Source organism: Sphingobacterium sp. UBA5670, assembly GCF_002420705.1.
Taxonomy (GTDB): Bacteria; Bacteroidota; Bacteroidia; order Sphingobacteriales; family Sphingobacteriaceae; genus Sphingobacterium.
In genome coordinates this window covers 553,314-567,195 of record NZ_DIIM01000021.1, presented here as the reverse complement: position 1 = coordinate 567,195, position 13,882 = coordinate 553,314, and the positions used below count along the sequence as shown (strand labels likewise).

The 13,882-nt window shown below is 41.2% G+C and carries 9 protein-coding genes; 6 read left to right on the top strand and 3 right to left on the bottom strand.

Features of this window, described 5'->3' with window-relative positions; translation table 11 throughout:
• Position 1: 1 nt before the first annotated feature.
• Complete coding sequence (locus tag B3C94_RS20440) at positions 2–1,285, bottom strand: MFS transporter (protein WP_293907188.1); 1,284 nt, start codon at positions 1,283–1,285, stop codon at positions 2–4.
• Positions 1,285–2,379: a zinc-binding dehydrogenase gene (locus B3C94_RS20435; RefSeq protein ID WP_293907186.1), complete on the bottom strand. Its 1,095-nt coding sequence runs from the start codon at positions 2,377–2,379 to the stop codon at positions 1,285–1,287. Before B3C94_RS20435 ends, B3C94_RS20440 begins: the two co-directional genes overlap by 1 nt.
• Positions 2,380–2,662: 283 nt before the next feature.
• Between B3C94_RS20435 and B3C94_RS20430 the strand changes: the two genes are divergently transcribed.
• The 5 genes from B3C94_RS20430 to B3C94_RS20410 all read left to right on the top strand — a co-directional run bounded on the left by B3C94_RS20430 (position 2,663) and on the right by B3C94_RS20410 (position 12,292).
• Positions 2,663–3,208, top strand: a complete 546-nt coding sequence (locus B3C94_RS20430) for an RNA polymerase sigma factor (RefSeq protein WP_293907184.1) — start codon at positions 2,663–2,665, stop codon at positions 3,206–3,208.
• Between the two features lie 51 nt (positions 3,209–3,259).
• Complete coding sequence (locus tag B3C94_RS20425; protein WP_293907182.1) at positions 3,260–4,360, top strand: FecR family protein; 1,101 nt, start codon at positions 3,260–3,262, stop codon at positions 4,358–4,360.
• Positions 4,361–4,612: 252 nt separating this feature from the next.
• A complete protein-coding gene (locus tag B3C94_RS20420) occupies positions 4,613–7,975 on the top strand; it encodes a TonB-dependent receptor (protein WP_293907180.1) in 3,363 nt (1,120 codons plus the stop codon).
• Positions 7,976–7,988: 13 nt separating this feature from the next.
• Entirely contained in the window at positions 7,989–9,803 is a 1,815-nt protein-coding gene (locus tag B3C94_RS20415; RefSeq protein WP_293907178.1) for a RagB/SusD family nutrient uptake outer membrane protein, read from the top strand.
• Positions 9,804–9,895: 92 nt separating this feature from the next.
• Positions 9,896–12,292: a PQQ-binding-like beta-propeller repeat protein gene (locus B3C94_RS20410; RefSeq protein ID WP_293907176.1), complete on the top strand. Its 2,397-nt coding sequence runs from the start codon at positions 9,896–9,898 to the stop codon at positions 12,290–12,292.
• A 160-nt stretch (positions 12,293–12,452) separates the two neighbouring features.
• On the opposite strand, the gene B3C94_RS20405 is transcribed toward B3C94_RS20410, so the two are convergent.
• Positions 12,453–12,653, bottom strand: coding sequence for a hypothetical protein (locus tag B3C94_RS20405; protein WP_293907174.1), 201 nt, complete (start codon positions 12,651–12,653; stop codon positions 12,453–12,455).
• 188 nt (positions 12,654–12,841) lie between these two features.
• Here B3C94_RS20405 and B3C94_RS20400 point away from each other — a divergent pair, with 188 nt between their 5' ends.
• Positions 12,842–13,735, top strand: a complete 894-nt coding sequence (locus B3C94_RS20400) for a sensor histidine kinase (RefSeq protein WP_293907172.1) — start codon at positions 12,842–12,844, stop codon at positions 13,733–13,735.
• Positions 13,736–13,882: the final 147 nt, after the last annotated feature.

Below are 13,882 nucleotides of genomic sequence, written 5' to 3'. Positions count from 1 at the left end.
TTTAAGGGTTATTATTAATGATGGTTTGGGGGTTTTGGACAAAACTAATGATTGTTGCACAAATGGCACATATCAGTGCAACAAAAAGAAATATATTTGCGGTATTACCCGTGTAATCAATCAGTTTACCAAACAGAGGTTCACCGATAGCCGCAAATACATAAGCAAACATATTCATTACACCAATGCCTGTTCCGACGAGTTTGGTACCAAGTAGGTCTGGACTTAAAGTCCAGAAATTAGCTTGCGGCCCATATACAAAGAAGCCAGAACTAAACATTAGCATGCCGATCAGAAGGTGATTGTGGATAGGTACCCAATAAATGAGCAGGGCAATAACGCAACTGATCGCCATACCGACGCCTATGGATTTGCTTCTGTTTTTGTTAAAAATGAAATCTGAGATGTATCCAAAAGAAAGAGCGCCTAGAGCCATCCCAATAGGAATAAGCAATGTCAGCCACATGTTGCCCGTAGACTCTTTGTAATTGTTTCCCAAGAAGTGGATCGGAACCCAAAAGATTAAGCCATAACGTGCCATACTTTGAAAACCAATCGCCAGAGAAGCGAGCATAAAGTTGCGGTTCTGAAATACATGAATATAGGACTGTTTCCAGTTTCCTTTTTTTTCTGATGCTGCAACCTTTTCTTGTGGGCCTTTCTGCTCCGCTATTCCTTCTTTTTCTTCAGCGGGAGTATAGCCTTTTCTTTTGGGATCGCTATAAGCGACATACAAAAAGATCAGTAGTGCTCCGGCGAGAAATAAGATGGGATAACGAAATAGCGTGCGCCAGCTCTGTTCCTGCTGTACGAGTACCAAGGCCATTAGAAAGGTCAAAACGGAAGAACTGCCCGCAGCCATGGTGTAAAAACCGAAGGCTTTGCCGCGTTCGGAACTGTTCCACCAATTGGAAATAAGCTTACCGCCCGAACCCCAGGCCATGGACTGGAAATAACCATTTAATGTCCATAGCACTAAAATGGCACTATAGGAGCTGGCAAAGCTAATAGAGAGGTTGCAAAGAATGGACAGACCGCCACCGGTAATAATCATAATTTTGGGACTCCAGCGATCTGCGAGATTCCCGTTGATGAGCTGACCTATGGCATAGCCCATGAGCATGGCAAAGCTGATCCAGCCGACTTGCTGAAAACTGATGTCAAGTTCTTGGGCAATGCCTCTTGCTGCCCACCCAAAATTGTGTCTGCCTGTGTAAAAGAATAGGTAGCAAAACATCGTGACAAACAGCATTTTCCACTGATCTTTTCTAAACGTTCTTTCCATTATTGCTTTTTCGGTGAAGAGTGAACGAATATACCCGCCCGGATAGGTTTGTGCTGTAAAGCATAGCTTATTGCTTCATTGACTTGTTCCAATGGGAACTCACGTTCTATCAATGTCTCAAAGGGATATTTTTGCCAATTGTCGATGATAAAATCTACGGCAGTGGAAAAATCGCTATAATTGTAATTATGCAGCCCTTTAATGGTGAGCATTTTTCGTATAACCTTTTCAGCATCTATTCCAGTAGTCCGTTGTTTAAATACTGCGCCTACGAGTATGGCTTTACCATGAAGCCCCAAGGTATCAATACCGAGTTCCATGGCATCGGGCGAACCGCTCATATCGATAAATCTGTCGATGGTGAATGCTTGCAATGCGGTGTGTGCATTCACATCATTTAGGTTGATAGTATCGGTAGCTCCAAATTTTTTGGCTAGTTCCAGACGAACAGGGCTGATGTCGGAGGCAATAATCCGGTTGGCTCCCATTTCCTTACACATGGCAAGACTGACTAAGCCCAATAATCCCATACCTGCGATATGAACATTTTTCCCTGTGATGGTTTCTGCTAGGCGCAGCGCTCCTGCAGAAGTAGCTATAGCACAATTGATCGTCGCCGCTACTCCAAGGGAGAGATCTTTCGGAAGCATACGTATACAGGTATTTGGCCGTAAGATAATATGAGTTGCCAAACCACCATGTAGATCGTCCTCTTCGGTAATCTGACGATGGCCATATTTGTAGAGCTTATCATTTTTTTGCGGTATTTCGGGCTGATAATTGACGTTACTGGGATCGCTTGAGAAAACAGTCCAGGTGATTCGGTCGCCAATATGAAGCTGATTGCCCCGTGCGTCAAGTCCGCTATGTTCTAAGGAGATTGCTTCGATGATTCCCACAATCTCATGACCTAAAATGGTTGGGCATGGTTCATTGCGCAGGCCACTATAGGTATGGAGATCACTCCCACACAGGGTCGTGTACTGTATGTTGACCAAAATTTCGCCATCGCGCAGGGATCGAATCGGTTTATTCACTTTAATAAGCGCTGTATTGGCACGGTCAAATACATAATATGTTGCTAGGTTTTTCATTTTATATAAAAATACATAAGTTTTGTAATACTAAACAATGTTTATTTATACTGTATTTTTAAATCATTAAATTTTTGTGAAGAATAGGTGAGTTATAGCATATTTAGCTTTGGCTTTTCACTAGGTAATAATTTGGCTGATTGAATTGGTATTTATTGATTTGATCCAAGATATTTTTTATTGACCTTGCACGATGTGCAATTTAATGTTATATTAACATCACAATTATACCTTTGTAAAGATCCTCTGGAAATCCGAATAGCGTAAATATAATCAATGAGTCATGAAAGAGCTGTCTGATAAAGATCTGTTTTATCTTGTGAAAGAAAGCAATACACAGGCATTTTCGGTATTGTTTGATCGCTATGGCCATATCTTATTAAACTTTATCTTTAAACGAATCGGTTCGGTCAGAGATTCCGAAGATATCCTTCAGGATGTTTTTGCTTCTTTTTGGAATAGACGTGATAAAATTGAAGTTGAGGATTCGATCTATCCTTACCTCTTCAAAGCAGCCAAATATGAAGTAATTGATTGGATGACGCAAGATCAAAAGCGTATCACCCATTTTGAACGACTGGTATTTCCTCTGGAGCATGAACCCGTTGGTGCAAGTAACAGCGATGAGAAACTGATGGTTAAAGAATTGACATTTTTGCTCGATAATGAAATCGCCAAGATGCCTACAACCATGCGCTCCGCATTCAATCTCAGTCGCGTAGAGGGGCTAAGTATCAAAGAAATCGCTTTTCGATTGTCCATATCTGAGCAGACCGTGAAAAATAATATCTCTCTGGCTTTGAGTAGATTAAAGCTTAAAACTAAATAAAAGTTATTTTTTTTCGGTACCTCTGAAGGTTATCTGAGGTTATATATATGTATGACAGAAGATAATCAAAGAGAACAGGCGCAGAAATTGCTGAAGAAATATCTCAAGGGAGAATGCAATCCAGAGGAAGAGCGGATTGTGACCAAATGGTTTCTTTCATTTGATGACGTCCCGACACTACCAAAGGAGGAAAGAGAGGAAGTGCTGGGACGGTCCAAAAATGCACTACTGAGCAAATTCGAAGCGGATATCACTCCAGTAATACCCATAAGGAAAATCTTTACGTTAAAACGGATGGCTATTGCAGCTTCAATCCTCTTTATATTAACGACAACTGTTTTTTTTCTAAAAAACAAAGCGACGAGTACTGCTCCACAGCTCGCTGCAATCACAGCGGATACCTCAGGCATGTTTAAAAATGATATTCTTCCGGGCGAACGCTTTGCAAAGCTCTCCAGTGAAAGTGGAGAAACTCAGCTGTTAGGAAAGAAAAATCAGGCCGAAAGTAAAACGCCTACTGAACTTAAAGGGAAGCTTACATTGGAAGTACCCCTGGCAGGAACTTATAGTATTGTACTGAGCGACGGAACAACAGTCTGGTTAAATGCAGCTTCTAAATTAGAATATCCTGATCAATTTGCCGGTGATGAACGCCGGGTGAAGTTGACGGGAGAAGCCTTTTTTCAGGTAGCCAAAGATGCCAGCAAACCTTTTCGTATCGAAGTTGAAAGCTCTGTGATCGAAGTGCTTGGTACCAGTTTTAATGTGAATGCCTATCAAAAAGAAGTCAATACTTCATTGGTGGAAGGCAAAGTCAAAATTATGAGCCAAGGGCGCGAAGCTTATCTTTCTCCGGGCAACGAAGCGATCATCAGTTCCGATAAAATACATGTACAGCCAGCAGACATACAGAAGAATACCGCTTGGCAACGTGGTGAACTTCTGCTTGACGGCAGTAGCTTCAAAGAGATTATCAACCAGATTTCTCGCTGGTATAATGTGGATTTTGTCAATGTAGAGGAAATGGCGCTAGACAATCGGTTTAGTGGAACCCTCAGCAGGGAATCCAGACTTTCGGAGGTATTAAAAATTCTGTCGTATACTACAAATCGAAAGTTTGAGATCGATGGTCGGCATATATTTATTCGTTAATACAATTATTCTTTACCTATTAAAATTTATAAAATATGATATAACCGGACGAATTAACCAACAGGTCAAATACAATAGAAAAGGGGATGTTGACGCATCCCCTGTTGTAAAGAGCCAAATTTATTGAAGTACGAATTCTATAGATTATTAAACCCTTAACAATTCAAAGTTATGAAATTTTTTTCTCCATTAATAGCATGGGGGGACCGGAGAAGTCATTCTTATACCCTAAGCATTAAAGTCATACTGACTATGAAGTTGATTTGTATACTGCTGCTGGCATTTACATTTGGTGCCCGGGCATCAGGATATGCCCAAGAAGTAAATCTATCCTTGAAAAATGCGACGATTGAAACTGTTCTGAAAGAAATTTCTATACAGACCAAGTTGCGTCTGTTTTACGACGAACGGCTATTTGAAAATGCTTCGCGCGTAGATATCTCAGTAGCAGGATCTGATGTGAGAGAAGCCCTTGCAAAGACATTACGCGGACGTAATCTGATCTTTGACATTATGGGAAGTACCATTGTTATCAAAGAAAAAAAACAGACAGATCGTGAGGTTTCGGGTGTCGTAAAGGATGCAACGGGACCAATGCCCGGAGTAACTGTCACAGTATTGGGTGTCTCGGGAATATCAACAAAAACGGATAAGGACGGTCGATACAGCATACGTGTTCCTGAGAAAGCAATCCTTTTATTTCGTTTCATGGGGTATAAAGATGTCGAAATTAATGTATCAGATAAGAGAAGTGCCGATGTGTTAATGGAAACTGCCGAATCTCACCTCGACGAAGTTATCGTGGTTGGTTATGGTACACAGAAAAAGATCAACCTTTCTGGAGCTGTCGATCAGATCGGTGAAAAGTTTCTGGAAAGTAGGCCTATTACTAACGTTGGGACAGCTTTGCAAGGAGCGATGGCCAATCTTAATATTACACCTACATCGGGAAGAGCAAATAGTTCTCCGGGCATTAATGTGCGTGGATACACATCGCTTTCAGGTGGAGGTCCACTGATTGTTATTGATGGAGTGCCTGCGACCAACGATGAGCTAAATAGGATGAATCCGATGGATATCGCTAGTGTGACAGTGTTAAAAGATGCTGCATCAGCAGCAATCTACGGTAGTCGTGCTGCTTTCGGTGTTGTTTTAGTGACCACAAAATCGGGTACGACGAAGGATATCAAGGTGACCGCCAATTCGATTTTTGGAGCGAAGGCAATTACACGGACAGTGGAGATAGAAGATGATCCCTACGAGGTCATGAAATACAGAAATATTATGTCTGCTCCCTGGTACAATCTTTACGATGAGAAAATGCTTGAATATGGTAAACAGCTGAGCGAAAATCCATCATTACCACGTGTGATTGTCGACCCGCAAAATCCAAATGCTTATATCTACCTGGGGTCTACTGATTGGTTTAAAGAAGTTTACAAAGATATCCAGCCTTCTTATACCAACAATATCAGTATTGCTCAAAAAAATGAACGTTCTTCATTTTATCTTTCGGGCGAGTATTATAGACAAAATGGAATGTTACGGATAAGCCCAGATACGTATGACCGATATAACTTTAGGGCAAAAGGCGATTATAAAATTACGGATTGGTTTACCTTATCCAATAACACCACCTTTACAAACGACAAATATGATCAGCCGTCGGCAATCGATCAGGGTTATCTCTATTGGCATAACGTAAACCGCCAGCCTTCGCTAAATACGGTTTACAATCCAGATGGCACCTATACCGAAGCGGGGGTAAATATGATTGGTGCTGTCGCTGAAGGTGGCCGCAGTATTAGTAGAAATAATGATTTTCAGACCAGTTTTGGTGCAAAAATCGACTTCATCAAAAATGTATGGACCTTAAATGGGGATGCAACTTTTAGACGGATTTCAGGAAAATCGCATTTCTTTCAGTTACCGCTTGCCTACAGTACGGGGCCTAACGTGATGAACAAGCAGAACTTTAACAGTTATGCCTCCAATGGAAGTGCTGAAACACGTTATAATGTGTACAACATCTATTCGCAATACCAACGGACACTTAAAGATCACTATTTTTCCGTCATGCTAGGTTTCAATCAGGAAGAACGGATCTATGAATCTTTTTCGGCATCCCGGGATCAATTGATTTCCAATTCGCTGCCGACAATCGGACTTGCGACCGGTCAAACTCCTTCTGTTGGTGCTTCAGATTATGCTTGGTCAGTACGCGGGGCTTTTGCCAGATTGAACTATACCTACAAAGACAAGTATATCCTCGAGTCTAATTTACGCTACGATGGTTCTTCAAGGTTTCCTAAAAAAGATCGATTCGCATTTAATCCTTCGGTATCGGCGGCTTGGGTAGTTTCGCAGGAAAACTTCTTTCAGCCGATTAAGGAAACCGTATCCAATTTTAAATTAAGGGGATCATACGGCTCATTGGCAAACCAGGATCTCAGGGACAACTATTACCCTTATATTGCCAATATGTCCAAAGGTAGCGGAGCTATTTTGGATGGCAAGATCGTACCTATCGTGGGTAGTCCGGGATTAGTATCATCGACCCTGACATGGGAAACTATTACGCAGTCCAATTTTGGAGTGGACATTGGCTTGTTTAAGAATCAGTTTTTTGGCTCGTTTGATATCTATCGTCGCGATACAAAAGATATGCTAACCGCAGGCCGTACCTTGCCGATTGTACTGGGTACTGGTGTGCCACTAGAAAATGCTGCCAACTTAAAAACGAATGGATGGGAGCTGACACTCGGCTATAATAAAGAATTTATGGTGGCGAGTAAGCCATTTTCATTCTCCGCAAGAGTCAATCTAGCGGATAGCAGAGCCTATATAACCAAATACAGCAATCCGAAAAATAACTTAAACGATTATTACGTCGGTCAGGAATTAGGTGAAATGTGGGGACTGACTACATTAGGGTTCTTCCAGTCGCAAGAAGAGATCAAGGCACATGCCAATCAAAATGATGTCACTTCTTATCCTGGTACACGGGGATTGGAACCGGGTGATCTCAAGTTTGCCGATATCAACGGCGATGGCAAAATAAACCGCGGGGACTGGACCTTAGACAATCACGGCGATTATAAGATCATCGGTAATTCGAGACAGCGTTACAGCTACGGGATAGACTTAAATTCAAGCTGGAATGGAATTGACCTGCGTGTCTTCTTACAGGGGGTTGGAAAACGTAATTATTACCCTCCAGGTGGTGACCATTACTTCTGGGGAATCTATGCGCAGCCCTGGGCAAGTTTGACCAAGTTTAATCTGGACCATTGGACACCTGAAAATCCAAATGCGTATTTACCAAGGCCAAAATCTTATGTAGCTGAGCAGAGCGGAATTGAATTGGCTGCCACACAGACGAAATATTTGCAGAATGCCGGTTATCTGCGGGTTAAAAATGTGACTTTAGGATATACACTTCCTAAACTGATAACTGACAAATGGGGGATAGACCGATTACGTCTATTTGTCAGCGGTGAGAACCTACTTGAGTTTACGAAGCTCATGGATTATCTTGATCCTGAGATTGTTGGCGATAGAACGGCATATCCTTTTCAAAGGACTTATTCGTTTGGCTTAAACTTTAATTTCTAAAATGACTATTATCATGCAAAATATAAAAAGACAACTAATCAAGGTTGGAGCGCTGTTGGGGGTACTGTTCCTCATCATGGGCTGTAACGATGATTTTATGGACCGGTATCCGACCACATCGGTTACACCGGAAGTGTTTTTCAGTAATGTAAACGATCTGAAGACATATACTGATGGTTTTTACGGTAGTTTGAGTGCCCCTATAGCGGATCTTGGAACAGATAACCTGGCACATCATAATTCCGGTAGTACCATTGATGAGATCATGCGTGGTGGGGTGACAGCTCAGAATGCTGCTGTATGGAGCTGGTCTGCCCTGCGAAATATTAATTTCTTCCTCGAAAACGCTGGTCGTGTGAAGGGTGCTAGTGCCATTGATGTGAATCATTATATTGGAATTGCAAGGTTCTTCCGTGCACGATTCTATATCGATAAGGTCAATCAGTATAGTGATGTGCCCTGGTATGGAAAGACCATGGGAACCTCGGATCTTGACCTATTGAACAAAAAGCAAGATAGCCGAACACTTGTGGTAGATTCTATTATGGCGGATCTCGAATTTGCGGCTGCCAATATCAAACCCGACGGTCACAAGTCGACGGTCACAAAGTGGGGAGCGCTGGCGCAATTGGCCCAGTTCGCTTTACAGGAAGGAACTTTTCGTAAATATCACACCTATCTGAATCTGAGCGGATCGGCTAATACCTTTCTGCAGCGTGCAGTTTCCGCTGCTGAAGAAATAATGAAATCGGCTAAATTTTCGATCAGCAACGCAGGCGGTGTCAATCGTGCCTATCGGGATCTATTTATCAGCCTGAATCTGCAGGCAAATCCCGAAACCATCCTATTTATAGATTATGATAAGGATTTGGGAAGAAGACGTAATGCCCATACTGTATTGGATTACGAATGGGCGCTGAGCCAAACGCTCATGGAAAGTTATCTGATGAAAGATGGAAAGCGTTTTACGCAACAGGCCGATTATAAAACGAAGAATATTGATCAGGTTTTTGTGAACCGCGATCCACGTCTTGAACAGACTTTTATGAAACCTGGATTTCAGGCTGTCAATGCTTCAACGCCACAGCGTCTTAAACCTACTTTGGGCGGATACAACCAGATCAAGTTTTATCCTGAAATAGCGGATATGATTAGCTGGGAAGCTGCTTATACAGATGCCTTTGTATTTCGCTACGCTGAAATCTTATTAATTTTTGCCGAAGCTAAAGCTGAGCTGGGAATCCTCACGAGTCAGGCTGATCTTGACAAATCAATCAATCTGCTGCGTATGCGTGTAGGAATGCCGAGTATGCAGCTGGGAGAAGCAAATGCTAATGTGGATCCTATCATGCAAGCTTACTACCCAAATGTAAAAGGTGGCAACGTAGGACTTATTTTGGAAATTAGAAGAGAAAGACGTGTAGAACTGGCTTGTGAGGGGCAGCGATACAGAGACGTCTTCCGTTGGGAAGTTGGCGAACGGCTGGCTGATCAACAACAAGGGATGTATGTAAAGGCCTTGGGTGCAATGGATGTGACCGGTGATGGAAAAGTTGATATTGCCATACTCGAATCTGCAAAAGATACCGGTCCGATCAAAGATTTGACAGAAGAGGAAAAGAAAAATATTTCCCTCTATTATTTGAAGGATGCCAATGGCAATAATACATCTATTTATCTTGAAAATGGAAATAATGGACATATTATGTTTACGGTAGCAAGAGATAAGAAGAAGACCTTTGAAAAACCTAAATATTATTATTATCCAGTTGCCAATAGCCAAATGGTACTGGATGGTAGCAAATTGGTTCAAACGAACTTCTGGTAAAAATAATTATTTTTTACAAAGCATAAGGGTAAAGATAGGTTAATCCACTAGCGGAACGATTTTATCTTTGCCCTTTAATTTAGAATATTGACATGAGACAACTTCTACAGAAACTTATTCTTCCGTTCTTATTATTGTGCAGTAATGCCATGTTTGCCCAGTATAAGGGCCGTGTCTTTTTGGATGATAATAGGAACAAGAAGATGGATGGAAATGAAAAAGGAATGCAAGATGTTGTAGTATCCGATGGCTATGACGTCGTACCGACCGCTGCTGATGGAAGCTTCAACTTGAAAAAGAGTGGAAATGCAAGATTTCTTTTTGTGCGTATCCCTGCTGGTCATAAAGCGAGCGGTACTCATTACTTAAAAATTGACCCTAAATTAGAAAATTATGATTTTGGCTTAATCAAGGATGAAAAACAGTCTGGCGATAAGCTTCGGTTTATCCAGATTACGGATACAGAAACACCTCTATATGGAGAATGGATTGATAATGTACGTAAGTTTTCACAGCAACAACATGCCGCACTGATTATGCACACGGGCGATATCTGCTATGAACCGGGCATGCAGTTTCATGCCCGTCAGGTCAATACCGAGCTCATGGGAGTTCCAACCTATTATACGGTAGGCAACCATGATCTTGTCAAAGGCGAATATGGGGAGAAGCTATTTGAAGATTTATTTGGCCCCGCTTACTATTCATTTGAGGCCGGACCGGCATATTTTGTGGTAACTCCTATGCCCAGCGGAGACTATGCTCCGAGTTATAATCAGGATCAGGTCATCGCCTGGCTCAAAAAAGATCTTGCTCTGAAAGCGAACGATAAACCACTTGTTTTTATCAATCATGATCTGATTGTTGGTAAAGATTTCGTGATGAAAGGTAAAACAGATTCTATTGATTTAAAACGGTATAATCTAAAAGCCTTTCTGTATGGACATTGGCATAATAACTATAGTTTTGGAAGTAGGAATGGCGTAGCAGTTATATCCACAAATGCACCTAATAAAGGCGGAATAGACAATTCTGTAGCGCAATTCATGGTCATTGATGTAGATAAGAACGGGGTTAGCAAAATAACTCCGACTTACCCTTATCTGGCTGAACATATTTCGTTGATTTATCCGCAAAGCAAACAGATGCAGATTTCAAAGACACAAGAAATAGAAATTAGCGCCAGCGTATACCATACCGAAAAGCGTATTCTTTCGGTATATGCTAAACTGTTAAATCAAGAAGGGACTGTACTTAAAACAGCTGAGTTGAATCCGGCAAGCGACTGGAACTGGCGCGGAACTATTGCTGGGAGAAGTCATCTGAATCAGAAACAAGAAGTCATGCTGGAGGTTAATTACGGCGACGGTACACAGGCATTGAAGAAATTTGCATGGAATAATGAACCTACCCCAGTAAATTTATTAAAGTTGAAATGGTCAAAAAATATTGGCGCAAATGTATGGAAAAGTTCACCACTTGTACAGGGGCAACGGATTTATGTTGCCAGTATGGATGATGCCCTTGGCGGTAAAAGTAAAATTCAGGCGTTGACAAAGCAGTCGGGAGAAATCATCTGGACCTTCGGGACTCAAAACTCTGTTAAACAGAAATTAGCCTATTGCAATGGCTTAGTATTAGCGACTGATATGGGCGGAACAGTTTATGCGATTAATGAAAAGGATGGTAAACTTGTATGGAAGAAGGATCTCAGTGGGGGACGTCTTCCGGGATATGTGAGTGCTGGTGTTGTTCAAGATGGTATTTATTATACAGGAGCCGGGAACTATCTATCGGCAATAAAAGCCGATGACGGTACCATGGTATGGCAAAATCGTGATTGGAATGGGGGGGAAGGGATGCCCGGGGAACTGCTTGTCACAAATGGATATTTAATTACAGGAGCAAATTGGAATAGCTTATTCGTTCATGATTGCAAGACCGGAAAACTCCTGTGGAAGAAAAATGAAGATGGCTTGCGGTTTAGAACTGGAGGGGCCGGTGCTGATGCTACCTCTTTTTATGTAGCTGGGTTGAACAATCTTTTTCAACTGGATCAAAAAACAGGAACCATAATTAATAAGACACAGAGCGAAGATGATTTTAAAGTGATGGCTTCGCCACTCTTAACGGAGAAATTGCTGATCATGCCGACAGCAACAAATGGAATAAAAGCCTTCGATCGTAACAGTTTAGCTGAAAAATGGAATTTTCAGACCGGAGAAGCCCTCATCTATACTTCTGCTTATTCGACTCCTGATCTTCATCAGAAAGTAGGTACTGTTGAGTCGAGTATTCGTTATGCGGCAGGAAAACTATTTTTTGGTGGATCGGATGGTTATTTGTATGTGTTGAATTTGGATGGGACATTGGTGCAAAAAATTAACTTGGGTACGCCTATTTTGGCAGAAGTCACTATTCAAGGAAATGAAATCTATGTCGCGGATTTTGGCGGTAATATTTATTGTTTTAGCATGTCTAAGATCTAAACAGATAAAGCTAAACGCGCCCATCTCTCTATCAAACGAAAGAAGGAAAAAAGAAACCACATCAATAGTAGTTGATGTGGTTTCTCTTGTAGCTTAATGAAATGGAATTCAGTTTTGACCGATAGGTCTTAGCTCTTTTAATAAGTTGTGAGAAACTGAATTATTCCTCCACTTTTTCATATTCCAACGTACCGGTTTTATCACTGCTGATAACACGTTTCTTCTCATCAAAAGACTCTATCTTAAATTTGATGGAGATGATACTTATTTTAATCGTGAGTGTTTTATTATCATCGGACAGTTTCCATTTTCCGTTGCGGGAATCTCCGTTATGTATACCTTGAAATTTTCCCTCGAGCATAAAAACTTGATAGGTGTCTTTGGGAGTTGAAACGACACCGTTGATGAATTAGCTTCCAGGGTGTCGAGCAGATTTCAACATGGATGGAAATACCCGTGATTTTTTTTAAGGTAAATTTTTTAATTAGCAAGTGATTGATTAGTTTTGAAATTCCATTAGTCATTATTGTTAATTTATTACCTAAAATTGTGCAAAGCCAAACTATTATTACCTTACTTATTGTTGGAATAGTCATCAGTAAGACGCTTATCGGAGTGCTGATCTACTTTTTAATCCGAAAAAACCGCCAGCTAAAAGTAGAGCAGCTCAAATTGACAACTGCCAACAGCATCCTCAGTGATCAGGCTATTCGTATTCAACATTATAATGAAGAATTAAAAATAGCCGAAAGTTTTAAGACTAAAGTCCTTTCTATCGCCTCGCATGATCTCCGGGCTCCGTTTGCTTCGGTTGAAATTTTATTGGCCATCGATGATATTTCTTTGGTCGATAAGGAAGAGCTTAAACTTATCTTTTTAAACTTAAAAGGACAGGTGGCCAGATCGCGAACAATGTTGGAGGAAGTCCTTTTGTGGACAGAATCACAGCTCCGGGATAAGCTTGAAAATACCGAGAACTGTAATATTTGTGATCAGATTGAAGCTGTATTGGGGATCTATTCGCTAGAAATTCAACGTTTCAATATACAGATCTTTAATTCGGTAAATCCAGATTTTTGGGTAGATACCCATAAAGGAATCTTTGCTTTTGTGCTTAGAAATGTGATCAGCAATGCCATTAAATATGGGCGAGTCGGTGGTACCATTGCGCTGCAATTGATCGATGATCAACACGATCGATGGGAACTCATCGTCAGCAATGAAGGGGAAGAACTTTCGTTAGAAGTCCTCCATAACCTAAATTTTGTCAATAGCTGGGATCGCAAGAAAGCTGAAAACAACCAAGGTGCAGGACTGGGAATTTCGCTCTGCAAAGATTTGATCAAGCGGATTGATGGAACTGTGAAGTTCGAGAATACGAATGGCAAGGGGGTATCTGTACGCATTTCGTTTCCGCGGAAAGTTTATCAAGCTGTCTCCTGATAGCAATTAATTTTTTATAAAAAGCCCGGTCATATATCGGGCTTTTTTTTGGAATAAGAAAGATTCTTTTTGTCACTGCATAAATGTTGATGTTTAAACGTCGATAGGGGGGACTATCGACGGCTTTGTTACAATATAAGTTGGCAA

What these genes read in the sequence shown, in the direction of transcription:
- B3C94_RS20440 (WP_293907188.1), bottom strand. Translation starts at nt 1,285, where the DNA reads ATGGAAAGAACGTTTAGAAAAGATCAGTGGAAAATGCTGTTTGTCACG.
- B3C94_RS20435 (WP_293907186.1), bottom strand. Translation starts at nt 2,379, where the DNA reads ATGAAAAACCTAGCAACATATTATGTATTTGACCGTGCCAATACAGCG.
- B3C94_RS20430 (WP_293907184.1), top strand. Translation starts at nt 2,663, where the DNA reads ATGAAAGAGCTGTCTGATAAAGATCTGTTTTATCTTGTGAAAGAAAGC.
- B3C94_RS20425 (WP_293907182.1), top strand. Translation starts at nt 3,260, where the DNA reads ATGACAGAAGATAATCAAAGAGAACAGGCGCAGAAATTGCTGAAGAAA.
- B3C94_RS20420 (WP_293907180.1), top strand. Translation starts at nt 4,613, where the DNA reads ATGAAGTTGATTTGTATACTGCTGCTGGCATTTACATTTGGTGCCCGG.
- B3C94_RS20415 (WP_293907178.1), top strand. Translation starts at nt 7,989, where the DNA reads ATGCAAAATATAAAAAGACAACTAATCAAGGTTGGAGCGCTGTTGGGG.
- B3C94_RS20410 (WP_293907176.1), top strand. Translation starts at nt 9,896, where the DNA reads ATGAGACAACTTCTACAGAAACTTATTCTTCCGTTCTTATTATTGTGC.
- B3C94_RS20405 (WP_293907174.1), bottom strand. Translation starts at nt 12,653, where the DNA reads ATGCTCGAGGGAAAATTTCAAGGTATACATAACGGAGATTCCCGCAAC.